The organism is Pectobacterium polaris, assembly GCF_002307355.1.
GTDB classification, from domain to species: domain Bacteria; phylum Pseudomonadota; class Gammaproteobacteria; order Enterobacterales; family Enterobacteriaceae; genus Pectobacterium; species Pectobacterium polare.
This window is the reverse complement of the sequence record NZ_CP017481.1, coordinates 4,318,790-4,344,314: the sequence shown is the minus strand read 5'-3', so window position 1 is coordinate 4,344,314 and position 25,525 is coordinate 4,318,790. Positions and strand designations below refer to the sequence as shown.

22 protein-coding genes are annotated in these 25,525 nt (G+C 52.1%); 19 read left to right on the top strand and 3 right to left on the bottom strand.

The window, feature by feature from the left end; translation table 11 throughout:
* Positions 1–21: 21 nt before the first annotated feature.
* Positions 22–1,224, bottom strand: a complete 1,203-nt coding sequence (gene ackA, locus BJJ97_RS19555) for an acetate kinase (RefSeq protein ID WP_039484037.1) — start codon at positions 1,222–1,224, stop codon at positions 22–24.
* A 441-nt stretch (positions 1,225–1,665) separates the two neighbouring features.
* Here ackA and yfbV point away from each other — a divergent pair, with 441 nt between their 5' ends.
* From yfbV to BJJ97_RS19530, 4 genes are all read left to right on the top strand, one after another.
* Positions 1,666–2,121: a terminus macrodomain insulation protein YfbV gene (gene yfbV, locus BJJ97_RS19550; RefSeq protein WP_039484039.1), complete on the top strand. Its 456-nt coding sequence runs from the start codon at positions 1,666–1,668 to the stop codon at positions 2,119–2,121.
* A 165-nt stretch (positions 2,122–2,286) separates the two neighbouring features.
* A complete protein-coding gene (locus tag BJJ97_RS19545; protein ID WP_039484041.1) occupies positions 2,287–2,781 on the top strand; it encodes a YfbU family protein in 495 nt (164 codons plus the stop codon).
* Between the two features lie 21 nt (positions 2,782–2,802).
* Positions 2,803–3,459 carry a sugar phosphatase gene (locus BJJ97_RS19540; RefSeq protein WP_095995032.1) on the top strand — a complete coding sequence of 219 codons (657 nt, stop codon included), beginning with the start codon at positions 2,803–2,805 and terminating at the stop codon, positions 3,457–3,459.
* Between the two features lie 323 nt (positions 3,460–3,782).
* Positions 3,783–5,615, top strand: a complete 1,833-nt coding sequence (locus BJJ97_RS19530) for an SLC13 family permease (RefSeq protein WP_095995030.1) — start codon at positions 3,783–3,785, stop codon at positions 5,613–5,615.
* A gap of 28 nt (positions 5,616–5,643) precedes the next feature.
* Here BJJ97_RS19530 and yfbR read toward each other — a convergent pair whose 3' ends face one another.
* Entirely contained in the window at positions 5,644–6,243 is a 600-nt protein-coding gene (yfbR, locus tag BJJ97_RS19525; RefSeq protein ID WP_095700051.1) for a 5'-deoxynucleotidase, read from the bottom strand.
* A 142-nt stretch (positions 6,244–6,385) separates the two neighbouring features.
* A complete protein-coding gene (locus BJJ97_RS19520) occupies positions 6,386–7,600 on the bottom strand; it encodes a pyridoxal phosphate-dependent aminotransferase (RefSeq protein ID WP_039484049.1) in 1,215 nt (404 codons plus the stop codon).
* Positions 7,601–8,102: 502 nt separating this feature from the next.
* Between BJJ97_RS19520 and lrhA the strand changes: the two genes are divergently transcribed.
* From lrhA to elaB, 15 genes are all read left to right on the top strand, one after another.
* Positions 8,103–9,053 (top strand): transcriptional regulator LrhA, encoded by a 951-nt coding sequence (lrhA, locus tag BJJ97_RS19515; RefSeq protein ID WP_095995412.1) that lies wholly within the window; start codon positions 8,103–8,105, stop codon positions 9,051–9,053.
* A gap of 676 nt (positions 9,054–9,729) precedes the next feature.
* Complete coding sequence (locus tag BJJ97_RS19510; protein WP_010278904.1) at positions 9,730–10,170, top strand: NADH-quinone oxidoreductase subunit A; 441 nt, start codon at positions 9,730–9,732, stop codon at positions 10,168–10,170.
* A 17-nt stretch (positions 10,171–10,187) separates the two neighbouring features.
* Positions 10,188–10,862 carry a NuoB/complex I 20 kDa subunit family protein gene (locus tag BJJ97_RS19505; RefSeq protein WP_005969846.1) on the top strand — a complete coding sequence of 225 codons (675 nt, stop codon included), beginning with the start codon at positions 10,188–10,190 and terminating at the stop codon, positions 10,860–10,862.
* A 98-nt stretch (positions 10,863–10,960) separates the two neighbouring features.
* Entirely contained in the window at positions 10,961–12,760 is a 1,800-nt protein-coding gene (nuoC, locus tag BJJ97_RS19500) for an NADH-quinone oxidoreductase subunit C/D (protein ID WP_039484051.1), read from the top strand.
* Between the two features lie 2 nt (positions 12,761–12,762).
* Positions 12,763–13,308, top strand: coding sequence for an NADH-quinone oxidoreductase subunit NuoE (nuoE, locus tag BJJ97_RS19495; protein ID WP_010295381.1), 546 nt, complete (start codon positions 12,763–12,765; stop codon positions 13,306–13,308).
* On the top strand, positions 13,305–14,654 hold the full coding sequence (gene nuoF, locus BJJ97_RS19490; protein WP_039484053.1) for an NADH-quinone oxidoreductase subunit NuoF: 1,350 nt from the start codon (positions 13,305–13,307) through the stop codon (positions 14,652–14,654). Before nuoE ends, nuoF begins: the two co-directional genes overlap by 4 nt.
* Before the next feature lie 187 nt (positions 14,655–14,841).
* Positions 14,842–17,568, top strand: a complete 2,727-nt coding sequence (nuoG, locus tag BJJ97_RS19485) for an NADH-quinone oxidoreductase subunit NuoG (protein WP_095995029.1) — start codon at positions 14,842–14,844, stop codon at positions 17,566–17,568.
* Positions 17,565–18,539, top strand: a complete 975-nt coding sequence (gene nuoH / locus BJJ97_RS19480) for an NADH-quinone oxidoreductase subunit NuoH (RefSeq protein WP_010278889.1) — start codon at positions 17,565–17,567, stop codon at positions 18,537–18,539. The genes nuoG and nuoH overlap by 4 nt, the downstream gene beginning before the upstream one ends.
* 17 nt (positions 18,540–18,556) lie before the next feature.
* Positions 18,557–19,099 carry an NADH-quinone oxidoreductase subunit NuoI gene (gene nuoI / locus BJJ97_RS19475; RefSeq protein ID WP_010278884.1) on the top strand — a complete coding sequence of 181 codons (543 nt, stop codon included), beginning with the start codon at positions 18,557–18,559 and terminating at the stop codon, positions 19,097–19,099.
* 9 nt (positions 19,100–19,108) lie between these two features.
* On the top strand, positions 19,109–19,669 hold the full coding sequence (gene nuoJ / locus BJJ97_RS19470) for an NADH-quinone oxidoreductase subunit J (protein WP_095700048.1): 561 nt from the start codon (positions 19,109–19,111) through the stop codon (positions 19,667–19,669).
* Positions 19,666–19,968 (top strand): NADH-quinone oxidoreductase subunit NuoK, encoded by a 303-nt coding sequence (nuoK, locus tag BJJ97_RS19465; protein WP_005969835.1) that lies wholly within the window; start codon positions 19,666–19,668, stop codon positions 19,966–19,968. Before nuoJ ends, nuoK begins: the two co-directional genes overlap by 4 nt.
* Positions 19,965–21,812 carry an NADH-quinone oxidoreductase subunit L gene (gene nuoL, locus BJJ97_RS19460; protein WP_095995028.1) on the top strand — a complete coding sequence of 616 codons (1,848 nt, stop codon included), beginning with the start codon at positions 19,965–19,967 and terminating at the stop codon, positions 21,810–21,812. The genes nuoK and nuoL overlap by 4 nt, the downstream gene beginning before the upstream one ends.
* Before the next feature lie 100 nt (positions 21,813–21,912).
* On the top strand, positions 21,913–23,448 hold the full coding sequence (gene nuoM, locus BJJ97_RS19455) for an NADH-quinone oxidoreductase subunit M (RefSeq protein ID WP_039484058.1): 1,536 nt from the start codon (positions 21,913–21,915) through the stop codon (positions 23,446–23,448).
* Between the two features lie 6 nt (positions 23,449–23,454).
* The gene (nuoN, locus tag BJJ97_RS19450) at positions 23,455–24,912 is read left to right on the top strand and encodes an NADH-quinone oxidoreductase subunit NuoN (RefSeq protein ID WP_095700046.1); all 1,458 of its coding nucleotides are present in this window, start codon (positions 23,455–23,457) and stop codon (positions 24,910–24,912) included.
* Positions 24,913–25,171: 259 nt separating this feature from the next.
* On the top strand, positions 25,172–25,483 hold the full coding sequence (elaB, locus tag BJJ97_RS19445; RefSeq protein ID WP_039484060.1) for a stress response protein ElaB: 312 nt from the start codon (positions 25,172–25,174) through the stop codon (positions 25,481–25,483).
* The last annotated feature ends 42 nt before the right edge of the window (positions 25,484–25,525 follow it).

Genomic DNA, 25,525 nt, shown 5'->3' with positions numbered 1-25,525 from the left:
CGGTGTTGGGCGTTACGTGTTTTACGCGGTCAGACGGTAAGCGTCTTCGGCGATGACCAACTCTTCATTGGTCGGGATAACTAGCGCAGGGCGGGTGCCATCTTTAGCGATGTTGCCACCTTTACCGAAGCGTGCAGCCAGGTTGCGTTCGTGATCGATGTCAAAGCCCAGCAGGCCCAGTTTTTTCAGCGACAGTTCACGAACCATTGCGGCGTTTTCACCGATACCACCAGTGAAGATGACGGCATCCAGACGGCCTTCCATCAGTGCAGCGTAAGAACCGATGTATTTCGCCAGACGGTGGCAGTAAACGTCCATTGCACGTTTAGCGTCAGCTTTCGTCTCGTAGTTATCTTCAACGTAGCGGCAGTCGCTGGTCACTTCAGTCAGACCCAGCAGACCAGATTCTTTGGTCATCAGGGTGTTGATGCGATCAATGTCCATGCCCAGTGCATCGTGCAGGTGGAAAATCACAGCTGGGTCGATATCGCCGCAGCGCGTACCCATGACCAGACCTTCCAGCGGCGTCAGACCCATAGAGGTGTCAACGCATTCGCCATTACGGATTGCAGTAACGGAACCACCATTGCCCAGGTGGCAAGTGATCACGTTCAGCTCTTCTACTGGTTTGTTCAGCACTTTAGCGGCTTCACGAGAAACAAAGTAGTGGCTGGTACCGTGGAAACCGTAGCGACGGATGTGGTTTTCTTTATACAGTTTGTACGGCAGTGCATAAAGGTAGGATTCTTCCGGCATGGTCTGGTGGAACGCGGTGTCGAAAACAGCAACGTTCTTATCAGCCAGGTGCGGGAAAGATTTCAGTGCTTCGTCGATGCCGATCAGGTGCGCCGGGTTGTGCAGAGGTGCAAAAGGTACGGAATCTTTGATACCCTGAAGAACATCATCAGTGATGATCGCGGATTGGGTGAACTTCTCACCGCCGTGAACGATACGGTGACCAATAGCAACCAGTTGAGCTGACAGCTCAGGCTTCTGAGACAGAATGGTATTGACGATGAAGTTCAGCGCTTCGCTGTGAGCTGCACCGGCACCCAGTTCGGCGTCTTGTTTACCGCCGTCCATTTTCCATTTGATGCGGGCTTCAGGCAGGTTGAAACACTCGGCTAAACCAGACAGGTACTCTTCTCCGTTAATCGCATCGATGATCGCGAATTTCAGGGATGAACTACCGCAGTTAAGAACCAGTACTAACTTACTCGACATGGAAGTACCTACTTGTTATACATGGTTAAAAAAATGTCATCAGGGCATAGCGTATCGCATGCCGCCGCTGGCATTTATGATTAACATCATACCTTGGTGTGATACACCAGACACGATGATGAAATAGGGTCGATACTATGACGTAGGTTATATCGGATAACCGATACAACTAATCTCTACAACAACGTGACATCGACCTGATGTAAACCGCAGCTTTTAAAGCGATGGATAACCGCGTTATGGCCGTTGGCTGCGCTTATGTCGCGAAGGGAATTATACTCCTTGCGTGTAGTCATACTACTTTAGGTATACAGCGGCCAAAAGGCCGATCTAGGATACCGATAGCGTAGGCTAAACACAAAATATATTTTAACCTTATCAACTTGAGTTGTTGATTTGTGCAAAAGTTTTATTTTTTATCTGTAAAGTTGAGGTGTGGCTATGGCGACGAAACCAGACAGTAGAATCAGTTGGCTACAGCTACTCCAACGTGGGCAGCATTACATGAAAACGTGGCCAGCAGAAAAACGGCTGGCGCCGGTATTTCCTGAAAACCGCGTGGCGCGAGCGACGCGGTTCGGTATCCGCATCATGCCGCCGCTGGCGGTGTTTACCTTAACGTGGCAGATTGCGCTCGGTGGTCAGCTCGGTCCGGCTATCGCCACCGCGCTGTTTGCCTGTAGCCTGCCGTTGCAAGGGCTCTGGTGGCTGGGTCGCCGTTCTGTGACGCCTTTACCGCCGACGTTGGCACAGTGGTTCCATGAGATTCGCCATAAACTAGTGGAGTCAGGGCAGGCATTAGCACCATTGGAAGAAGCGCCGACTTATCAGGCGTTGGCGGATGTGCTGAAGCGTGCGTTTAACCAGCTTGATAAAACCTTCCTGGATGATTTGTGATCGGCGTCAGGCTGTGTGCGGGTTGATGGCTATTTTGTTCTTTCCCCTGTTTCAAATCAAAGAAGCGGTGGCTACCGCTACCGTGACACGATTCAGTATGCGATTCTGAGGCCAATACCTATTTAGCGATATTGGCTTACCCCAAAAAGGGTTCAGGAGAGCAACATGGAAATGACAAATGCCCAGAGATTGATCCTTTCAAATCAATATAAAATGATGACGATGCTCGATCCCGACAACGCCGAGCGCTATCGCCGGTTACAAACGATTATCGAGCGTGGTTATGGTTTGCAGATGCGCGAACTGGACCGCGAGTTTGGTGAGCTGACTGAAGAGGTTTGCCGCGCGATTATTAACATCATGGAAATGCATCATGCCTTGCAGGTGTCGTGGACCAATCTGAAAGATAAGCAGGATTTGGATGAACGTCGCCTGACCTTCCTGGGCTTTGATGCCGCAACGGAAGCACGCTACCTCGGTTTTGTACGCTTTATGGTACATGTCGAAGGTCGCTATCCCCACTTTGATGCGGGTACGCATGGGTTTAACGCTCAGACAAAAATGTGGGAAAAATACAACAGAATGCTGGCTGTCTGGCAATCCTGCCCGCGCCAGTATCACTTGAGTGCGGTTGAGATCGCACAGATCATCAACGCCTGATTAATGAAAAAGGGGCTTTCTGTGGAGTGTAAAGGTTTTCTGTTCGACCTCGATGGTACGCTGGTTGATTCACTGCCTGCGGTAGAACGTGCGTGGATTAACTGGGCAAAAGATCACGATATTGAACCACAGGAAGTGCTGGATTTTATTCATGGCAAGCAGGCAATCACATCCCTGCGCCACTTTCTTCAAGGGCAAAGCGAAGAAACGATTCAACAAGAGTTTGATGCGCTGGAGAAAACAGAAGCGTCTGATACGCAGGGCATTGTTGCCATGCCAGGGGCGAGGGCGCTGTTGGAACGTTTGGATGCACTGGATATTCCCTGGGCGATTGTGACATCGGGTACAGTGCCGATTGCCAGCGCACGCCATCATCGTGGAGAACTGCCTGCTCCCCGCGCCTTTATTACCGCGGAGCAGGTTGCCAAAGGTAAACCTCACCCTGATGCCTATCTACTTGGTGCACAGCAGCTAGGGCTGAAGCCGGAAGAGTGTGTCGTCGTTGAGGATGCGCCAGCGGGTGTGTTATCGGGCCTGGCGGCTGGCTGCAAGGTTATTGCGGTGAAGGCACCTGCGGATACGCCGAAACTGGAGCAGGTCGAGCTGATTCTTGATTCGCTGGAGCAGATAGAAATAGAACCATTACCGAACGGTGCTAAGGTGCTTCTGCGCCAGTAGGTCGTCTGTAACATAATGACAAAACTGTGACTAAATATGATCAAACCTCGCATCTGCGAGGTTTTTTTATGGCAGACTATACCCGTCATACTTCAAGCTGCATGTGCGTTGGCTTCCCTTACTCACCCCAGTCACTTACTTGTGTAAGCTCCCGGGGATTCGTGCGATTGCCGCCTTCCTGCAACTCGAATTATTTAGGGTATACCAATGTCTGCCACCCTTTGGGCCACCGCTGTGCGGTGTTGAAAAATGCTCCTGCATTTTTTTATGGCATGCTGAACTTTCACCTCTCAATATGCATTTTTTCCGTCAGGGGAACCGTTTTGAATAGCGAACTTCTCTGGGTTTTATCCCTGTTGCTGATCGCCATTGTGTTGTTTACCACCAATAAATTACGCATGGATGTCGTAGCGTTGTTGGTCATCATCGCGTTTGTACTGAGCGGCACGCTGACGCTGTCTGAAGCGTTGGTGGGGTTCAGCGATCCTAACGTGATATTGATTGCTGCCCTGTTTGTGATTGGTGAAGGGTTGGTTCGTACCGGTGTTGCTTATCAGGTCGGCGACTGGTTGGTTCGCGTGGCGGGCAGCAGTGAGATGAAAATGTTGATCTTACTGATGGTTACCGTTGCGCTACTGGGAGCTTTCATGAGCTCCACTGGCGTTGTCGCGATTTTTATTCCCGTGGTGCTCAGCGTTTCCGCACGGATGAAAATTTCCCCCGGAAGGCTGATGATGCCGCTGAGTTTTGCCGGGTTGATTAGCGGCATGATGACGCTGGTGGCGACGCCGCCGAATATGGTGGTGAGCAGCGAGCTGATGCGCGAAGGCGTTGCGGGCTTTGGATTTTTCAGCGTGACGCCGATAGGGATGGTGGTATTGCTGCTGGGCGTGGCGTATATGATGGTCGCGCGTTACTGGCTTGGCGACGCCGAGACGGCAACAGCAAAAGAGATGTGGAAGAGAAGAACGTTTCGAGATCTGATTCGTGATTACCGACTGACGGGCAGGGCGCGTCGGCTGGCGATTCGGCCAGGATCGCCTTTTATCGGTCACCGTCTGGATGATTTACGCCTGCGTCAGCGCTTTGGGGCGAACGTAGTCGGGATTGAGCGCTGGCGTAAATTTCGCCGCGTGATGATCAGCGTGGCGGGCAATACCGAACTTCGCCTGAATGATGTCTTACTGATCGACATGTCGGCCTCTGAGGTGGATTTACGCGAATTTTGCACTGCGCAGCGGCTTGAACCGATGGTGCTGCGTGGTGAGTATTTCTCCGAGCAGGCGCGTGATGTAGGGATGGCAGAAGTCTCTTTGATCCCTGATTCCGAGCTGCTGGGGAAAACGCTGTACGACGTCGGATTCCGAAGCCGCTACGGCCTGAGCGTCGTGGGGATTCGGCGGGCAGGTGAAACGATGGAAGGTATCCTTGCCGATGAACCACTCCAGCTCGGTGATATTCTGCTGGTGATGGGTGACTGGCGCATGATTCGACAACTGCACACGCAGAAAAACGACTTCCTTTTACTTAATCTCCCTGCCGAAGTAGATGACGTTGCGCCCGCGGTGAGTCAGGCGCCACACGCGCTGTTTTGCTTGGCGCTGATGGTAGCGATGATGCTGACGGATGAAATACCGAATGCGGTCGCCGCGCTGATCGCCTGTTTGCTGATGGGGAAATTCCGCTGCATCGACATGGAAAGCGCTTATCGAGCCATTCACTGGCCGAGTATTATTCTTATCGTCGGGATGATGCCGTTTGCGCTGGCGTTGCAGCAAACGGGTGGTGTGGCGCTGATTGTTAAAGGGCTGATGGACGTTGCCGGGAACGCCGGGCCGCATGTGATGCTGGTGTGTTTGTTCGTACTGTGTGCCGTGATCGGCCTGTTTATTTCCAACACGGCGACAGCGGTGCTGATGGCACCCATTGCGATTGCTGCCGCGAAACAGATGGGGGTATCGCCTTATCCTTTCGCAATGATCATCGCCGTGGCGGCATCTGCCGCCTTTATGACCCCCGTGTCGTCACCAGTGAATACGTTGGTACTGGGGCCGGGCGGCTATAAATTCGGGGACTTTGTGCGCATTGGCGTCCCCTTTACCATGCTGGTGATGTTGGTCAGCGTGGTGATGGTGCCGTGGCTGTATCCGTTCTGACGGTGTCTTTCCGTTATAGCGGAGCCCGTTATAAGGGAGAATCCTGACTGATTTCGTCAAGCGACAGGCTAAAGCTGGGCACGAAGACTGTCATGAAATAGTCCATTTCCGGGCTGTGGCGCAACTGCAATGTTTTTTCCAGTCGTGCTTTGGCAAGCGTGAATTCCGCATTGCCTGCCGATAACTCTTCCAGACATTTCAGGTAGGCGCACAGTGCGTCTGCCTGCTTAACGATAGCGCGCTCTTCTTCGCTGGTGTAGTTATCATCCAGCAGCATGCGATAATCCTGCTGTAACTCTTCCGGCAACATTTCAATCAGTTTCTGCTGTGCAATCTTCTCTATCTTCTTGTACTCATGTGCGATCTGCGCGTTGTAGTACTTGATCGGCGTCGGCATGTCACCAGTCAGCACCTCGCTGGCATCATGGTACATCGCCAGTAGCGCGATGCGTTCTGCATTTAGGCTACCGTCAAATTTGCGGTTTTTGATGACTGCCAGCGCATGGGCGACAAAGGCGACCTGCAAGCTGTGCTCGGAGACGTTTTCCGTGCGCACGTTGCGCATGAGCGGCCAACGGCTGATGAGTTTTAGACGAGATAAATGGGCGAAAAAGTGGCTCTGATTCATGGCGATCTCTCAGACAACAGCGCGGTGAAATAGCAATATCGTGGGCATCTATTGTGGGCACTTGCCAGAGATTATGCAAACGGAGGTGAAGTATTCGCCGAGCGGTGATTGCCCGGCGAGGATAGGCTCGGTGACTGCTGGGCTATTGGTGATAGTGCCCCAGAAAACGCCCTAACTTGTGGATTGCCATGTCCAGTTCATCAATACGCGGCAGCGTGACAATGCGTACGTGGTCCGGGTAAGGCCAGTTAAACGCGGTTCCCTGAACCAGTAACACTTTCTCCTGCAACAGGAGATCCAGCACCAGTTTTTGGTCGTCGTGGATATTAAAGCGCTTCGCATCAATGCGTGGGAACATATACAGCGCGCCGCGTGGTTTTACGCACGACACGCCGGGAATCTGATTGATCAGCTCCCAGGAACGGTTGCGCTGCTCGTACAGGCGTCCGCCGGGCTGAATAAATTCACTGATGCTTTGATAGCCACCTAGCGCGGTTTGAATCGCATGCTGCATTGGCACGTTGGCACACAAACGCATGGAAGCCAGCATTTCCAGCCCTTCAATGTACCCTTTGGCGTGCTTTTTCGGGCCGTTCAGTACCATCCAGCCTTGACGGAAACCCGCCACGCGGTAGGTCTTGGAAAGTCCGTTGAACGTAACGGTCAGCAGATCCGGCGCGAGAGCGGCAATAGAATGATGCTGCGCATCGTCATACAGAATTTTGTCGTAAATTTCGTCGGCGAAAATGATCAGGTTATGTTCGCGTGCAATCGCTACGATATCCAGCAGCAGCTCTTTGCTGTAGACCGCACCCGTTGGGTTGTTCGGGTTGATGATCACAATACCGCGAGTATTGGACGTGATCTTTTTACGGATATCATCGAGATCGGGGAACCAATCGGAGGATTCATCGCAGAGATAGTGAACGGCATTGCCGTTAGACAGGGAAACTGCGGCGGTCCAAAGCGGGTAATCCGGCGCAGGGACCAGCATTTCATCACCCGGATTAAGCAGCGCCTGCATGGATTGCACGATGAGTTCGGAAACACCGTTACCGATATAGACGTCTTCGACCGTCATATCGCGCATATCCCGCGCCTGATAGTGCTGAACGATAGCCTTACGGGCGGAATAGAGGCCTTTGGAATCACAGTAGCCCTGTGCCGTTGGCAGGTTACGGATGACATCGACCAGAATTTCGTCCGGTGCCTCGAAGCCGAAAGGGGCAGGGTTGCCAATATTCAGTTTAAGGACTTTATTGCCTTCTTCTTCAAGCCGCTTGGCTTCCTTTAAGACTGGGCCACGGATGTCATAGCATACGTTCTCCAGCTTCTTGGATTTTTCAATCGGAGACATAAATAGTACGAACCTTTTGCAGAGAGCGCATATTCCCAGACGGAATAGCATAACCTGCTTAATGTACTCCTCCTATAGTACCTTTTGAAGAATGATTATCGCTTTCGCTGCAAATGATTGCGCATCTGCACTATATAGTTGTGTACTCGTTGGATGGTGCGATATGGTAGGGGTGCGGACGACTGTTCATGCCGCACTTTTTTAGCGCCAAAATAGGGTGACAGGGAGATCTCGTTTATTTAAGTGTGGAGCGTATTTATTTCGCAAGATGAAATAAAGGGAAGGTGCCGTTGTTATTGAATTAAGGATTAAGGCTGGTGAGCCATTTAATTACATGATGTCTTACCAATGGAAAGGCGATAGTGGTAACGAAATATAAGTATTTTTTTGCCCTTATCGTGCGTCTGCGATAGTGTCTTTAAATGTATCGGTCATTACCTGTACATGTAATAAAACACCAGGAATATTTTGTTAAAATTAAAATAGATAAGTGAAAAATCGTATGACCAGTGCAAATCGACCAGTACTTAATCTCGATCTTGATTTACTGAGGACGTTTGTTGCCGTTGCAGATTTAAATACGTTTGCAGCTGCGGCGGCGGCAGTTAATCGAACTCAATCGGCTGTCAGCCAGCAGATGCAGCGGCTGGAGCAACTCATCGGAAAGGAGCTTTTTGCTCGACACGGGCGTAATAAACTGCTGACCGAACATGGTATTCAGTTTCTGGGTTATGCCAGAAAAATATTACAATTCAATGATGAAGCCTGTATTTCATTAATGTACAGCGATATTCAGGGTACGCTGACCATTGGGGCGTCTGACGATACTGCAGACACTATCCTTCCTTATATTTTACACCGAGTGACATCTGTATTTCCTAAACTCTCCGTCAATGTCAGCGTAAAACGTAGCGCTGAAATGATGGAGATGCTGAATGAGGGAAAAATAGATCTGGTCATTACCACAATGAACGGCGTGGTGTTTCCTCATGTGTTATTGCGTAGTTCTCCGACGCTATGGTACTGCGCCGCGGATTATCAGTTCCGAGCGCAAGAACCCGTGCCTCTGGTTGTTCTGGATGAACCGAGCCCTTTCCGTACGCTGGCTACGCAGCAGCTGACGGCCGCAGGGATCCCCTGGAGAATTGCTTATGTGGCTTCAACGCTGTCTGCGGTGCGGGCTGCGGTGAAGGCCGGCATGGGTATCACCGTGCGTTCAGTAGAAATGATGAGCCCGGAACTGCGGGTATTAGGCGAGGAGGAAGGGTTGCCGAGATTGCCTGAAACACGTTATTTCCTCTGCCAGAACCCTAACCAGGAGAACGAACTGGCGACGGCAATTTTCAATGTGATTGAATCAGGGAAGCCCTCTCACATTACGCCTGTCAGCATGTTAGCAAACAGCGCGAATGGAAAACTGTCTTCCGATCCGTCACTGAAGGACGCGATCTAATCGTAATGGGTAGTTAAGTATCATTCGGGAGGGTAGGGATGCACCCCGAATGATGATGATTTATGACTAACGTGTTAAACCCACATCGGCAGCGCCTTCTTGGCCTGATTTTTTCACGCCGATCCCACTTTGCATTTTCCATTTCACATCAATAGGCTAGGCGTGGCGAGATTAATGACCCTTTCCATTTTATAAAACGCCGGTTCTATTTTTTTAAAATAATGTTATGGAAAATAGCGTCAAACCTTGTCCAGCATCATCTTGATTTTTTTACTAACTAAATTGGTAAAAATGTGTGCTGGATCAAAAAATACCCCTAATAACCACATGGGGGAACAGGCATTTTCTGTGAAAATGGTATAGTGACGCAGTGAACTTGCTTCCTGTGCTGCTGCACATTGGTTAACTGACAAAAGTACTGACTCGATTTAGCTGCGGGTGAGAACACAAAATGTTAACAAAACAGCGTGCATGTAAAGTAATGTACTGTTATTTTTAGTAAGGTTGAAAAAAAGGTTACAAATTTAGGGGCTCAACCATACCAAGCAAGGCTTACCTGATACGTTTCCGTGCTTTTTTGTGGTTATTAATCCTTCCTTTTAATCGATGTGGCGCATTAACTGCCGATAATAGAGCAGAGATGTTACCCGCCACTTTTGATGAGTAAGCAAAGAGAATGTCAACAACTACTGAAATCCTCGCCCATCATTGGGCATTTGGGCTATTCCTTATCATTGCCGTAGGCCTTTGCGTCTTCATGCTGACCGGTGGATTCTTGCTGGGGGGAAGAGCAAAAGGCAGGGCCAAAAACGTACCTTATGAATCCGGTATCGACTCCGTAGGTTCAGCGCGGTTACGCCTGTCTGCTAAATTTTATCTTGTCGCTATGTTCTTCGTTATCTTCGACGTTGAAGCCCTCTATCTTTACGCTTGGGCTGTGTCTATCAAAGAAAGCGGCTGGATTGGCTTCATTGAAGCAACCATTTTCATTTTGGTGCTGTTGGCTGGTTTGATTTACCTGGTTCGCGTTGGGGCACTTGACTGGACCCCGGTACGTTCCAAGAGACAAGTCGTTAAATCAGACATCATCAACACTACCAACAATCATCCGCAGTAACAGCGAGGCATTTTAAGATGGACTATACGCTCACCCGCATAGAGCCGGACGGTGAGAATGACCGTTATCCCCTGCAACGTCAGGAGATCGTTTCCGACCCTCTGGAGCAACATGTTCACCGCAGTGTCTACATGGGCAAACTGGAACATGCATTACACGATACGGTGAACTGGGGTCGTCAGAACTCCCTGTGGCCGTACAACTTTGGCTTGTCCTGTTGCTACGTAGAAATGGTGACGTCATTTACCGCTGTTCATGACGTGGCGCGTTTTGGTGCTGAGGTTCTGCGTGCGTCGCCACGTCAGGCCGACTTCATGGTGGTAGCGGGAACCTGCTTTACCAAGATGGCCCCTGTTATTCAGCGTCTGTATGAGCAAATGCTTGAGCCTAAATGGGTTATCTCCATGGGTGCATGTGCTAACTCCGGCGGTATGTACGATATTTATTCCGTCGTTCAGGGCGTAGATAAATTCCTGCCTGTTGATGTGTATATTCCGGGCTGCCCTCCGCGTCCTGAAGCTTACATGCAAGCGCTGTTGCTGCTGAAAGAATCCATCGGTAAAGAACGCCGCCCTCTGTCATGGGTGGTGGGTGAACAGGGCGTTTACCGCGCCAACATGCAATCTGAGCGTGAGCGCAAACGCGGCGAACGAATCGCTGTGACTAACCTGCGTTCGCCTGATGAGATTTGACCTGTAGATGATAAACCCGGTGGCCGTGTAATACCCCGATAATAGTGTGCGGTCATTATCAGCTACAGAAATAGCACATTTAATGTGGTGACATATTTATGACAGATTTAACGACACACGATCTCGCTCAGCCAGGCTGGCAAACCCGCGATCATCTTAACGATCCGGTCGTTGGCGAACTGTGTAACCGTTTTGGACCAGATGCATTTACTGTACAGGCAACCCGCACAGGTATCCCTGTTGTGTGGGTCAAACGTGAGCAATTACTGGATGTTGTCGCATTCCTGAAAAAACAGCCAAAGCCTTATGTGATGCTGTTTGACCTGCACGGTATGGATGAGCGCCTGCGCACCCATCGTGAAGGTTTACCTGCCGCCGACTACTCCGTCTTTTATCATCTCATTTCTATCGAGCGTAACCGCGACATCATGCTGAAAGTCGCGTTGGCTGAAAATGATATGCATTTGCCGACCGTGACCAAGCTGTTCCCGAATGCCAACTGGTATGAGCGGGAAACGTGGGAAATGTTCGGTATGACCTTTGATGGTCACCCGCACCTGACGCGCATCATGATGCCGCAGACGTGGGAAGGGCATCCGTTACGTAAAGATTATCCGGCGCGTGCGACCGAATTCGATCCTTTCGAGCTGACCAAGCAGAAAGAAGATCTGGAAATGGAATCGCTGACGTTCAAACCGGAAGAGTGGGGAATGAAGCGCGGTACTGAAAATGAGGACTTCATGTTCCTCAACCTCGGTCCGAACCACCCATCTTCACACGGTGCGTTCCGTATTATCCTGCAATTGGATGGCGAAGAAATCGTCGACTGCGTGCCTGATGTGGGTTACCACCATCGCGGTGCGGAGAAAATGGGCGAGCGCCAGTCCTGGCACAGCTACATTCCTTATACTGACCGTATTGAATACCTCGGCGGCTGCGTTAACGAAATGCCGTACGTACTGGCCGTGGAAAAACTGGCTGGCATTGAGGTGCCGGATCGCGTCAAGACGATTCGCGTCATGCTGTCTGAGCTGTTCCGTATTAATAGCCATCTGCTGTATATCAGTACCTATATTCAGGACGTCGGTGCGATGACACCGGTGTTCTTTGCGTTTACTGACCGCCAGAAAATTTACGATTTGGTTGAAGCGATTACCGGCTTCCGTATGCACCCGGCGTGGTTCCGTATTGGCGGTGTGGCGCACGATCTGCCACGCGGTTGGGAACGTCTGCTGCGTGAATTCCTTGACTGGATGCCGGCTCGTTTGGACACCTATGTCAAATCTGCATTGCAGAACACCATTCTGAAAGGCCGTACTCAGGGCGTTGCTGCCTACAATGCGAAAGAAGCATTGGAATGGGGCGTAACGGGTGCAGGTCTGCGTGCTACTGGTATCGGTTTTGACGTGCGTAAATGGCGTCCGTATTCCGGCTATGAAAACTTTGACTTTGAAGTGCCAGTAGGCGACGGCATCAGCGATTGTTATAGCCGCGTTATGCTGAAAGTTGAAGAACTGCGTCAGAGCTTACGTATTCTGGATCAGTGCCTCAAGAACATGCCGGAAGGCCCGTTCAAAGCGGATCACCCGCTGACGACGCCGCCGCCAAAAGAGCGCACGTTGCAGCATATCGATACGCTGATTAACCACTTCCTTCAGGTTTCCTGGGGACCGGTTATGCCTGCCAATGAATCATTCCAGATGGTTGAGGCAACGAAGGGCATTAACAGCTATTACCTGACCAGTGACGGCGGCACGATGAGCTACCGTACCCGTATTCGCACGCCGAGCTATGCGCATCTGCAACAGATTCCTTCTGTAATTCGCGGATGTCTGGTATCCGACCTGATCGTTTACCTCGGCAGTATTGATTTCGTAATGTCAGATGTGGACCGCTAATTATGCATGATCACAACAATCACGATCATATTGACGCTCAGGGACAACCTGCTGCCGACTCGCTGACAAAAGACAATGCTTTTGTATTGAGTGACGCCGAACGTGACGCTATTGAGCACGAAAAACATCACTACGAAGATGCACGCGCCGCGTCAATCGAAGCACTGAAAATTGTGCAGAAAGAACGCGGCTGGGTGCCTGATGGTGCTATCCACGCGATTGCCGACCTGCTGGGTATCCCCGCCAGTGACGTGGAAGGTGTAGCAACGTTCTACAGCCAGATTTTCCGTCAGCCTGTCGGGCGTCATGTTATTCGCTATTGCGATAGCGTCGTGTGCCACATCAATGGCTATCAGGGCGTTCAGGCTGCGCTGGAGCGTAAGCTCAGCATCAAACCGGGACAGACAACGTTCGATGGACGTTTCACGCTGTTGCCGACCTGCTGCCTGGGGAACTGTGACAAGGGGCCGTCAATGATGATTGACGAAGATACCCATACCCATGTGACGCCGGAAGGAATTGAATCGTTATTGGAGCAGTATCAATGAGTAAAGACATTGTTCTGACTGCTGAGCAGCATCCTCTGACCTGGCGTTTACGTGCAGACAAACAGCCGGTATGGCTGGATGAATATCGCAGCAAAAACGGCTATGTCGCCGCGCAAAAAGCGTTAACCGGCATGGCGCAGGATGAAGTGGTCTCACTGGTTAAAGACGCTGGCCTGAAAGGGCGTGGCGGCGCGGGCTTTTCGACGGGCTTGAAGTGGAGCCTGATGCCGAAAGACGAAAGCATGAATATCCGCTACCTGCTGTGTAACGCGGATGAGATGGAGCCCGGTACTTATAAAGACCGCCTGCTGATGGAGCAAGAGCCGCATCTGCTGGTTGAAGGCATGCTGATCAGCGCCTTTGCGCTGAAAGCCTACCGTGGCTACATCTTCCTGCGCGGTGAATATATCGAAGCTGCCGTTCACCTGCGTCGCGCAATCGAAGAAGCGAAAGCGGCTGGCCTGCTGGGCAAAAATATTCTGGGCAGCGGATTTGATTTCGAGCTGTTCGTGCATACGGGCGCTGGGCGTTATATCTGCGGTGAAGAAACCGCACTGATTAACTCACTGGAAGGCCGTCGTGCCAACCCTCGCTCCAAGCCGCCTTTCCCGGCATCTGCGGGCGTTTGGGGTAAACCGACCTGCGTCAACAACGTGGAAACGCTGTGTAACGTACCGGCGATTATCGAACACGGTGCGGCGTGGTATCAGGGGCTGTCTGCGGGTAAAAGTAAAGATGCAGGCACGAAACTGATGGGCTTCTCCGGCCGCGTCAAGAACCCGGGCCTGTGGGAACTGCCGTTCGGTACGACTGCGCGTGAAATTCTGGAAGACTACGCGGGCGGTATGCGCGATGGTCTGAAGCTGAAAGCCTGGCAACCGGGTGGTGCCGGTACGGATTTCCTGACGGAAAGCCATCTCGATCTGCCAATGGATTTTGAGCACATTGCGAAAGCCGGTAGCCGTATGGGTACCGCGCTGGCGATGGCCGTCGATCACGAAATCAATATGGTTTCGCTGACGCGCAATCTCGAAGAATTCTTCTCCCGTGAATCCTGTGGCTGGTGTACGCCGTGCCGCGATGGCCTGCCGTGGAGCGTGAAGATTCTGCGTGCGCTGGAGAATGGCGAAGGCCAACCTGGTGACATTGAAACGCTGGAGCAACTTTGCCGTTTTCTCGGTCCGGGTAACACCTTCTGCGCGCATGCGCCGGGTGCGGTCGAGCCGCTGCAAAGTGCCATCAAGTATTTCCGGGAAGAATTCGAAGCGGGTATCTCTAAACAGTATTTAGGCAATCTTAAAGCGATTGGCGGTATTCAGCCTAACCTGTTGAAAGAGCGCTGGTAAGCTATCGATCAACACGTGCGAGATGCAGTGAATGTATCCGCAGGGTGGCGCAAATAAGCCACCCTCATAAACCCAATAGATTTCAAGGCGCAGGTAGCCAACGCATTTGCGGCTTGAAAGATGAGGGTATACAGAATTTTTGATTAGCGCTCGTGGTAACACGGGCCATTATGGAAGCATGCTGACTATGGCTACTATTCATGTAGACGGCAAAGAGTATGAAGTAAACGGAGCAGACAACCTTCTGGAAGCTTGCCTGACTCTGGGACTTGATATTCCTTACTTTTGCTGGCACCCCGCGCTCGGGAGCGTCGGATCCTGCCGCCTCTGTGCGGTAAAACAGTACCAAAACGCGGAAGACACCCGCGGTCGTCTGGTGATGTCTTGTATGACACCGGCAACCGAAGGAACGTTCATCGCGATTGAAGATGAAGAAGCGAAGCTATTCCGTAAGACGATAGTTGAGTTTCTGATGACCAACCACCCGCACGATTGTCCGGTGTGTGAGGAAGGCGGTAACTGTCATTTGCAGGATATGACGGTGATGACGGGGCAGAATTTCCGTCGCTATCGCTTCACCAAACGTACCCACCGCAATCAGGATCTCGGGCCGTTCATTTCTCATGAGATGAACCGCTGTATCGCGTGCTATCGCTGCGTGCGTTACTACAAAGACTACGCGGATGGCAAAGATCTCGGCGTTTACGGCGCACATGACAACGTCTACTTCGGTCGTCCGGAAGATGGCACGCTGGAAAGCGAGTTCTCCGGCAACCTGGTTGAAGTGTGTCCGACCGGTGTATTCACCGATAAAACGCACTCTGAGCGCTATAACCGTAAATGGGATATGCAGTTTGCACCGAGCGTCTGCCAACAGTGCAGCATCGGCTGTAATACCAGCCCCGGTGAACGCTATGGCGAACTGCGTCGTATCGAAAACCGTTTCAACGGTAGCGTAAACCACTATTTCCTGTGTGACCGCGGCCGTTTTGGTTACGGCTATGTCAACCAGAAAGATCGTCCGAATCAGCCGCTGCAACGTCGTGGTAATGACTGGATCGCGCTGAATGCCGATCAGGCATTGCAAGGTGCGGCGGATGTGCTGCGTCAGGCGAAGAAAACGATCGGTATCGGTTCACCGCGCGCTAGCATCGAAAGCAACTTCGCGTTGCGTGAACTGGTGGGTGCTGAGAACTTCTACACCGGTATCGCGCAGGAAGAACAAAATCGTCTGCAACTGATCCTGAAAGTGCTGCGTGAAAGCGGTGTGAGAACGCCAGCGCTGCGTGAGATCGAAGGCTACGATGCGGTTCTGATCCTGGGTGAAGACTTGACGCAGACGGGTGCGCGTATCGCACTGGCTGTGCGTCAGGCCGTGAAAGGCAAAGCTCGCGAAATGGCAGCCGCGCAGAAAGTGGCTGACTGGCAGATTGCGGCGATCATGAACATCGGTCAGCATGCCAAGCACCCGCTGTTTGTCACCAACGTCGACAACACCCGTCTGGACGATATCGCTGCATGGAACTACCGTGCGCCGGTTGCCGATCAGGCACGTCTTGGTTTCGCTATCGCACACGGTCTGGATAACAGCGCACCAGCAGTTACCGATCTGGCTGCGGGTCTCGACCAGAAAGTCGATATCATCGTACAGGCACTGGCCGGTGCGAGAAAACCACTCATCATCTCCGGCACCAATGCTGGCAGCGAAGACGTGATCTCTGCTGCTGCAAACGTTGCCAAGGCGCTGAAAAATCGCGGCTCTGACGTTGGCATTACCTTTGTTGCGCCTGCTGCTAACAGCATCGGGTTGTCAATCATGGGTGGCGGTTCGCTGGATGACGCGCTGACGCAGTTGGAAAACGGCGACGCTGACAGCGTGGTGGTTCTGGAAAACGATCTCTACCGTCATGCCCCAATCGCTCGCGTTGACGCGGCGCTGGAAAAAGCTGAGAACCTGATTGTGGTTGACCATCAGCGTACTCGCATCATGGATAAGGCCAGCATCATTCTGTCTGCCGCCAGCTTTGCTGAAAGCGACGGTACGTTGGTGAATCAGGAAGGCCGCGCTCAGCGTTTCTTCCAGGTTTATGACCCAACGTATTACAACGACAAAATTGTGATGCTGGAAAGCTGGCGCTGGCTGCACTCGCTGTATATCACCTATAACAGCCGTCAGGTTGACTGGACGCAGCTGGATAACGTGATTGATGCGTGTGTTGCTGAATTGCCACAGTTGACTGCAATTAAAGATGCCGCGCCTGATGCCTCGTTCCGTATTCGTGGTCAGAAACTGTCGCGTTCACCGATTCGCTCCAGCGGCCGTACTGCGATGCGTGCCAATATCAGCGTGCATGAACCGCGTCAGCCCGTCGATAAAGACACTATGTTTGCCTTCTCAATGGAAGGGAACAACAGCCCGACAGCTAATCGTCAGCAGATTCCGTTTGCCTGGGCGCCAGGCTGGAACTCACCGCAAGCCTGGAACAAATTCCAGGACGAAGTGGGCGGACATCTGCGTCATGGCGATCCGGGTGTGCGTATGATCGAAGCCGGAGAAGGTTCGCTGGCGTATTTCGACAACATTCCTGCGGCTTTCGTCCCACAAGCGGGTCAATGGCGCGTTGCGCCGTACTATCACCTGTTTGGTAGTGATGAAATGTCACAGCGTTCTGACGTGATTCAGCAGCGTATGCCAGAGCCTTACGTGATGGTGAACCCGGCTGATGCGGCAACGCTGGGCGTGAACGCCGGTACGTTGCTGGAATTGACCTGTGCAGGACAAACGCTACGTCTGCCACTGCGCTTAAGTGCGGCATTGAGTCAGGGACAGGTTGGTTTACCGCTGGGCTTACCGGGTATTGCACCGATGCTGGCGGGTGCAACCGTTGAAAATCTGCGGGAGGCCGCACAATGAGTTGGTTAACACCGGAATTAATCGAGATTCTGATCTCTGTCGGAAAAGCGATCGTGATTCTGCTGGTTGTGGTGACCTGTGGCGCATTCATGAGTATGGGTGAACGTCGACTGCTCGGCCTCTTCCAGGGACGTTATGGACCGAACCGGGTAGGTTGGGGCGGTTCATTGCAGCTTGTCGCTGACATGATCAAAATGTTCTTCAAAGAAGACTGGGTGCCGAATTTCACCGATAAGGTGATCTTCACACTGGCGCCGATGATCGCGTTTACGTCAATGCTGATTGCCTTTGCGATTGTGCCGATCACGCCAACCTGGGGTGTCGCCGATCTGAACATCGGTATCCTGTTCTTCCTGATGATGGCGGGTTTGGCCGTTTACGCGGTGCTGTTTGCCGGCTGGGCGAGTAACAACAAATACTCGCTGCTCGGTGCGGTACGTGCTTCTGCTCAGACCGTAAGCTACGAAGTGTTCATCGGCCTGTCGCTGATGGGGGTTGTCGCGCAAGCGGGCTCGTTCAACATGCGTGACATCGTCGATTCTCAGGAACACCTGTGGAACGTGATCCCGCAGTTCTTCGGCTTTATTACGTTTGCCATCGCAGGCGTGGCGGTGTGTCACCGTCACCCGTTTGACCAGCCTGAAGCTGAACAGGAACTGGCAGATGGTTACCACATTGAATACTCCGGTATGAAATTCGGTCTGTTCTTTGTCGGGGAATATATCGGGATCGTGACCGTTTCCGCGCTGATGGTGACCTTATTCTTCGGTGGCTGGCATGGTCCAATCCTGCCTCCGTTTGTCTGGTTTGCGCTGAAAACAGGCTTTTTCATGATGATGTTCATCCTGATTCGTGCTTCGTTACCCCGTCCGCGTTATGACCAGGTGATGTCTTTCGGTTGGAAAGTCTGTCTGCCGATAACGCTTTTGAATCTGCTGGCGACAGCGGCCGTCATTTTGTACAACGCTTAAGAAGGGGTGAATAAACCATGACATTGAAAGAGTTAGTGGTTGGTTTCGGCACCCAGATACGCAGTATCTGTATGGTGGGATCGAACGCTTTTAAGAAGCGCGAAACCAGAATGTATCCAGAAGAGCCTGTGAATCCACCGCCGCGCTACCGTGGTCGTATCGTGCTGACGCGCGATCCTGATGGTGAAGAGCGTTGCGTTGCCTGCAACCTGTGTGCGGTGGCCTGTCCGGTCGGCTGTATCTCATTGCAGAAAGCGGAAACCAAAGATGGTCGCTGGTATCCGGAGTTCTTCCGCGTCAACTTCTCGCGCTGCATTTTCTGTGGCTTCTGTGAAGAAGCATGCCCGACAACCGCTATCCAGCTGACGCCGGATTTCGAGATGGGCGACTACAAACGTCAGGATCTGGTGTACGAGAAAGAAGATTTGCTGATATCGGGGCCGGGTAAATATCCGGAATACAATTTCTACCGGATGGCTGGTATGGCAATCGATGGGAAAGACAAAGGCGAAGCTGAAAACGAAGCCAAACCCATTGATGTCAAAGGCCTGTTGCCCTAAGGAGCTAGCATGGAATTCGCTTTTTATACCACAGGCTTGATTGCGATACTGGCGACGTTGCGCGTCATTACGCATACCAATCCTGTGCATGCATTGTTGTATATGGTCACCTCGCTCATGGCGATTGCGGGCGTATTTTTCTCGCTGGGGGCTAATTTTGCCGGCGCGCTGAGCATCATTGTGTATGCAGGTGCCATCATGGTGCTGTTTGTGTTCGTGGTCATGATGCTCAACCTCGGTAATTCCGTAGAAGAACAAGAGCGGAATTGGTTGAAACCCAGCGTCTGGATTGGTCCGAGCATTCTTTCACTGGCGTTACTGGTGATTGTCGTCAATGCCATTCTTAGTCTGAAAGATCAGGGCATCACGGGTACGCCAGTTGAGGCGAAGGCCGTGGGTATCAGTCTGTTTGGGCCTTATGTGCTGGCCGTTGAATTGGCATCAATGCTGCTGCTGGCGGGATTGGTTGTCGCTTTCCACATTGGTCGTGAAGATAAACGTGGTGACGTTGTCAATAAAGAAGGCGCGAACCAGGACGTTGAGAAGAAAATAACGGGGGAACGCGCATGATTCCGTTACAACATGGGTTAATTTTAGCCGCTATTCTGTTTGTTCTCGGGCTGACTGGTCTGTTGATTCGTCGTAACCTGCTGTTTATGTTGATCAGTCTCGAAATTATGATCAACGCTGCCGCGCTGGCTTTTGTTGTCGCAGGCAGCTATTGGCAGCAGCCGGATGGTCAGGTTATGTACATTCTGGCGATTACGCTGGCAGCGGCCGAGGCCAGTATTGGTCTGGCACTGTTGCTGCAAATGTATCGTCGTCGTCAGACCCTGAATATTGATACAGTCAGTGAGATGCGCGGATGAACTTACTCTATTTAACAATACTCTTCCCGCTGCTCGGCTTTCTGTTGCTGGCATTTTCCCGCGGTCGCTGGTCGGAAAATACGTCCGCGACCGTCGGTGTTGGCTCGATTGGTCTGGCAGCGTTGGTTACCGCTTGGGTTGTGGTCGATTTCATGGGCCAACAGCACGGTGGCGTGACCTTCTTTAATCAACATCTGTGGACATGGATGACCGTTGGCAACTTCGACATCAGCGTAACGCTGACGCTCGATGGCCTTTCGGTGACGATGCTGTCCGTTGTAACGGGCGTTGGTTTCTTTATCCACCTGTTTGCTTCCTGGTACATGCGTGGGGAAGAGGGATACTCCCGCTTCTTCGCCTACACCAACCTGTTCATCGCGAGTATGGTTGTTCTGGTACTGGCGGATAACCTGTTGTTGATGTACCTCGGTTGGGAAGGGGTGGGGCTCTGCAGTTACCTGCTGATCGGTTTCTACTACACCAATCCGAAGAACGGTGCGGCGGCGATGAAAGCCTTCATCGTTACGCGTGTGGGTGACGTCTTCCTCGCCTTTGCCCTGTTCATCCTTTACAAAGAACTGGGTACGCTTAACTTCCGCGAGCTGATGGTATTGGCACCGCAGAAACTGGCTGAAGGTTCACCGGAAATCACCTGGGCTACGCTGATGTTGCTGGGTGGTGCAGTCGGTAAATCGGCACAGCTGCCGCTGCAAACCTGGCTGGCGGATGCGATGGCTGGTCCAACACCAGTATCTGCTCTGATCCACGCCGCGACGATGGTTACCGCGGGCGTTTACCTGATTGCACGTACAAACGGCCTGTTCCTGATGGCGCCGGATGTTCTGCATCTGGTCGGTATTGTGGGTGCAGTCACGCTGGTGCTGGCGGGTTTTGCCGCTCTGGTTCAAACCGACATCAAGCGCGTCTTGGCTTACTCTACCATGAGCCAGATTGGTTACATGTTCCTGGCGCTGGGCGTTCAGGCATGGGATGCCGCGATTTTCCACCTGATGACGCACGCGTTCTTTAAAGCGCTGCTGTTCCTCTCGTCTGGTTCGGTGATTCTGGCCTGCCACCACGAGCAGAACATCTTCAAGATGGGCGGCCTGCGTAAAACGATTCCACTGGTTTATGTTTGCTTCCTGGTCGGGGGCGCGGCGCTGGCTGCACTGCCGCTGGTTACCGCAGGCTTCTTCAGTAAAGACGAGATTCTGGCTGGCGCATGGGCAAATGGTCACGTCAATCTGATGGTGGCTGGCTTGGCCGGTGCTTTCATGACCTCGCTGTATACGTTCCGTATGATTTTCATCGTGTTCCACGGTGAAGAGAAAACCAAAGCGCATGCAGGAAAAGGCATTTCTCACCACTTACCGCTGGTTGTGCTGATGATTCTGTCCACCTTTATTGGTGCGATGATTGTTCCGCCGTTGCACGGTGTATTGCCGGCGACGACTGAGCTTGAACACGGCCAGTTGATGACGCTGGAAATTACCTCTGGCGTGGTGGCGATTGCCGGTATTCTGCTTGCTGCTGTGCTGTGGCTGGGTAAACGTCAGGCGGTGAATAGCATCGCGAAGAGTGCTCCGGGTCGTTTCTTCTCGACCTGGTGGTTCCACGCGTGGGGCTTCGACTGGTTGTACGACCATGTCTTTGTTAAACCGTATCTGGCTATCGCGAAGCTGTTGCAGCGTGATCCGTTAAATGCATTGATGACGCTTCCGGCTACGGTTACCCGTTGGGGTAACCGTGGGCTGGCGCTCAGTGCGAATGGTCAGTTGCGCTGGTACGTTGCTTCCATGGGCTTTGGTGCCGTACTGGTGCTGGCCTTGTTACTGCTGGTCTAAGGCAGTATCTGGTAACGTATAAAAGGTAGGGCATTCCGCAGATAGGGATGCCCGCCACGGCAAGTTTTCAGATTTCTTTAATTTAGGGACACAAAACGCCATGCTACTACCTTGGCTAATTCTTCTCCCCTTTATCGGCGGTCTACTGTGCTGGCAGTTAGAGCGTTTTGGTACGAAAGTACCGCGCTGGATAGCGTTGATTGCAATGGGGCTGACACTCGCACTGTCTCTGCAACTGTGGTTGCAAGGCGGTTACTCACTGACGGCGCCGACAGGCGTACCACAATGGCAATCCGAGTTTTATGTGCCATGGATCCCACGCTTCGGCATCGGCATCCATCTTGCGCTGGACGGCCTGTCGCTGCTGATGGTGGTGCTGACTGGTTTGCTGGGCGTGTTGGCAATCCTCTGTTCCTGGAATGAAATTCAGCGCTATCAGGGTTTCTTCCACCTGAACCTGCTGTGGATTCTGGGCGGCGTTATCGGCGTGTTCCTTGCCATCGACATGTTCCTGTTCTTCTTCTTCTGGGAAATGATGCTGGTACCGATGTACTTCCTGATTGCACTGTGGGGCCATAAAGGCTCTGACGGTAAAACCAGAATTACGGCGGCAACCAAGTTCTTCATTTATACCCAGTCAAGCGGCCTGATCATGTTGATCGCGATTCTGGCGCTGGTCTTTGTGCATCACAATGCTACCGGTGTTTGGACGTTCAACTATGAAGACCTGCTGAAGACGCCGATGTCATACGGTGTTGAATATCTGCTGATGCTGGGCTTCTTCATCGCGTTTGCTGTAAAAATGCCTGTCGTGCCGTTGCACGGTTGGCTGCCGGATGCACACAGTCAGGCGCCAACTGCGGGTTCTGTTGACCTGGCAGGGATCCTGTTGAAAACAGCGGCCTATGGTCTGCTGCGCTTCAGCCTGCCGCTGTTCCCGAACGCATCCCATGCCTTTGCCCCGATTGCTATGTGGCTGGGTGTGATTGGTATCTTCTACGGTGCCTGGCTGGCGTTTAAACAGACGGATATCAAACGTCTGATTGCTTATACCTCTGTGTCCCACATGGGCTTCGTGATGATTGCCATCTATTCTGGTAATCAACTGGCTTATCAGGGCGCGGTGATTCAGATGATTGCGCACGGCTTGTCCGCTGCTGGTCTGTTCATTCTGTGTGGTCAACTGTACGAACGTCTGCATACCCGTGACATGCGTGAAATGGGTGGCCTGTGGTCGCGTCTGAAGTTCCTGCCTGCGCTGTCTCTGTTCTTTGCTGTGGCGACCTTGGGTATGCCGGGCACAGGTAACTTTGTCGGCGAATTCATGATTCTGTTCGGCAGCTATCAGGTTGTGCCGGTGATTACGGTGATCTCAACCTTCGGTCTGGTCTTTGCGTCGGTCTACTCACTGATCATGATTCAGCGTGCTTATTACGGTACGCCTAAATCTGATGAACCATTGAAGAGTATGTCGCTCCGCGAATTGTCTATCGTGATGCTGTTGGTGGTATTACTGGTGTTGTTAGGGGTTTACCCGCAACCGATTCTGGATACCTCCAGTGCCGCGATGTCAAATATCCAGCAGTGGTTTATGTCGTCTGCTCCAGATTCAATTATTTCAACAACAAGGCCGTAATTCGCCATGACAATAACTCTTCAACAACTAATTGCGCTATCGCCGCTGTTGATCGTCGGATTGACGGTAGTGGTTGTGATGCTGTGCATTGCGTGGCGACGCAACCATTTTGTCAACGCAACCATGACGGTTATCGGCCTGAATATTGCGTTGCTGTCACTGTACTTTGTCGGCCAGGTTGGCCCAACGGACGTGACGCCGCTGCTGCGTGTTGATGGCTTCTCGATGTTCTATACCGGACTGGTTCTGCTTGCCAGTCTGGCAACCAGCACGTTTGCCTATCCGTGGCTGCAAGGCTACCCAGACAACCGTGATGAGTTCTACCTGCTGGTTCTCATCGCGGCGTTAGGTGGAATTCTGCTGGCGAGTGCTAACCATCTGGCTTCGTTGTTCATCGGGATTGAACTGCTTTCTCTCCCACTGTTTGGTCTGGTCGGCTATGCCTTCCGCCTGAAACGTTCGCTGGAAGCCAGTATTAAATACATGCTGCTGTCGGCGGCGGCGTCTTCCTTCCTGCTGTTTGGTATGGCGCTGATTTATGCTGAATCAGGCGATATGAGCTTTGCCAGCCTCGGTAAGAGCCTGAGCGATCATCAAATCCATGAGCCGCTGTTGCTGGCAGGCTTGGGGATGATGATTGTCGGTCTGGGCTTCAAACTGTCTCTGGTTCCGTTCCAGCTATGGACGCCTGATGTGTATCAGGGCGCGCCTGCACCAGTGTCTACGTTTCTGGCGACCGCCGGTAAAATTGCCGTTTTCGGTGCCGTCATGCGTTTGTTCCTGTACGCGCCGGTGGCTGACAGCGAATCTGTCAGAATCGTGCTGGGTATTATCGCGTTCGCGTCGATCCTGTTCGGTAACGTGATGGCGGTATCGCAAACCAATATCAAACGTCTGCTCGGTTACTCTTCCATCGCGCATTTGGGCTATTTGCTGGTTGCCCTGATCGCGGTTCAGAGCCATCAATTGGCGTTGGAAACCGTTGGCGTGTATCTGGTGGGTTACCTGTTCAGCAGCCTGGGCGCGTTCGGTGTGGTTAGCCTGATGTCCAGCCCGTACCGTGGCCCGGATGCCGATTCACTGTTCTCTTACCGTGGTTTGTTCTGGCATAAACCGATTCTGTCTGCGGTGATGACGGTGATGATGCTGTCGCTGGCCGGTATCCCGATGACGCTGGGCTTCTTCGGTAAATTCTACGTGCTGGCTGTCGGTGTTAACGCTGAGCTGTGGTGGCTGACTGGTGCGGTCGTGCTGGGTAGCGCCATTGGCCTGTACTACTATCTGCGCGTGATGGTCAGTTTGTTCCTGAATGCGCCGCAGGTGTTGCAGCGTGATACCCCAAACAACTGGGCTTTAACCGCTGGTGGTGTGGTCGTACTGATCTCCTCCATCGCAGTACTGTTCTTTGGTTTGTATCCGCAGCCGCTTATCTCTCTGGTGCAATTGGCGCAGCCAATGATGTAACCGCTGACGAGAGTCTACTTGAGTAATGAAGCGCCGTTGATGAGAATCAACGGCGTTTTTTATGGCGAGCTTCCTGCCCGCCCCCCTTCGGGCCGCCACAAGCGACGTTGAAAAACGCTCCCTGCGTTTTTTATGGAAGCAAAATACGTTTTAGGAATGATCTGGTCTGTTGAAGCCGTAGGAACGGCGCAAAATTGTCTATAGTTAAGAAGGCAACGACTTATAACTCATGACTTTTCATAACAGAAGGAAGCACTTTATGGCAGCGACAAAAAAACAGCCTGAAGATATTCGTGTTGATGATGACTTAAAACTTCTGTCTGAAACGCTGGATGAGGTATTGCGCTATACGGGCGATCAGGCAGACCAAGCCTACCTTGATTTGAAGAAGGGCGCGGAAAAAGCGCTGCTGGAAGTCAAAGCCCGCATTGGCGTCACTGACAGCTATTATGCACGCGCCAAGCAGGTAGCCGACAAAGCCGACGTCTATGTGCATGACAAACCCTGGCACGGTATCGGTATCGGTGCCACCGTGGGTCTGGTGTTAGGATTACTGCTGGCTAAGCGCTAGTTCTGCCAATCTCGTTTCTGGTAATTTAGTTTCTGGAAATAT

Excerpts from the sequence above, each read along its gene's own strand:
- nuoF (WP_039484053.1), top strand. The coding sequence starts at position 13,305 with ATGAGTAAAGACATTGTTCTGACTGCTGAGCAGCATCCTCTGACCTGG.
- lrhA (WP_095995412.1), top strand. The coding sequence starts at position 8,103 with ATGACCAGTGCAAATCGACCAGTACTTAATCTCGATCTTGATTTACTG.
- yfbR (WP_095700051.1), bottom strand. The coding sequence starts at position 6,243 with ATGAATCAGAGCCACTTTTTCGCCCATTTATCTCGTCTAAAACTCATC.
- nuoJ (WP_095700048.1), top strand. The coding sequence starts at position 19,109 with ATGGAATTCGCTTTTTATACCACAGGCTTGATTGCGATACTGGCGACG.
- nuoM (WP_039484058.1), top strand. The coding sequence starts at position 21,913 with ATGCTACTACCTTGGCTAATTCTTCTCCCCTTTATCGGCGGTCTACTG.
- nuoG (WP_095995029.1), top strand. The coding sequence starts at position 14,842 with ATGGCTACTATTCATGTAGACGGCAAAGAGTATGAAGTAAACGGAGCA.
- elaB (WP_039484060.1), top strand. The coding sequence starts at position 25,172 with ATGGCAGCGACAAAAAAACAGCCTGAAGATATTCGTGTTGATGATGAC.
- nuoI (WP_010278884.1), top strand. The coding sequence starts at position 18,557 with ATGACATTGAAAGAGTTAGTGGTTGGTTTCGGCACCCAGATACGCAGT.
- nuoH (WP_010278889.1), top strand. The coding sequence starts at position 17,565 with ATGAGTTGGTTAACACCGGAATTAATCGAGATTCTGATCTCTGTCGGA.
- nuoK (WP_005969835.1), top strand. The coding sequence starts at position 19,666 with ATGATTCCGTTACAACATGGGTTAATTTTAGCCGCTATTCTGTTTGTT.
- nuoL (WP_095995028.1), top strand. The coding sequence starts at position 19,965 with ATGAACTTACTCTATTTAACAATACTCTTCCCGCTGCTCGGCTTTCTG.
- yfbV (WP_039484039.1), top strand. The coding sequence starts at position 1,666 with ATGGCGACGAAACCAGACAGTAGAATCAGTTGGCTACAGCTACTCCAA.
- nuoE (WP_010295381.1), top strand. The coding sequence starts at position 12,763 with ATGCATGATCACAACAATCACGATCATATTGACGCTCAGGGACAACCT.
- BJJ97_RS19545 (WP_039484041.1), top strand. The coding sequence starts at position 2,287 with ATGGAAATGACAAATGCCCAGAGATTGATCCTTTCAAATCAATATAAA.
- nuoN (WP_095700046.1), top strand. The coding sequence starts at position 23,455 with ATGACAATAACTCTTCAACAACTAATTGCGCTATCGCCGCTGTTGATC.
- BJJ97_RS19510 (WP_010278904.1), top strand. The coding sequence starts at position 9,730 with ATGTCAACAACTACTGAAATCCTCGCCCATCATTGGGCATTTGGGCTA.
- nuoC (WP_039484051.1), top strand. The coding sequence starts at position 10,961 with ATGACAGATTTAACGACACACGATCTCGCTCAGCCAGGCTGGCAAACC.
- ackA (WP_039484037.1), bottom strand. The coding sequence starts at position 1,224 with ATGTCGAGTAAGTTAGTACTGGTTCTTAACTGCGGTAGTTCATCCCTG.
- BJJ97_RS19505 (WP_005969846.1), top strand. The coding sequence starts at position 10,188 with ATGGACTATACGCTCACCCGCATAGAGCCGGACGGTGAGAATGACCGT.
- BJJ97_RS19520 (WP_039484049.1), bottom strand. The coding sequence starts at position 7,600 with ATGTCTCCGATTGAAAAATCCAAGAAGCTGGAGAACGTATGCTATGAC.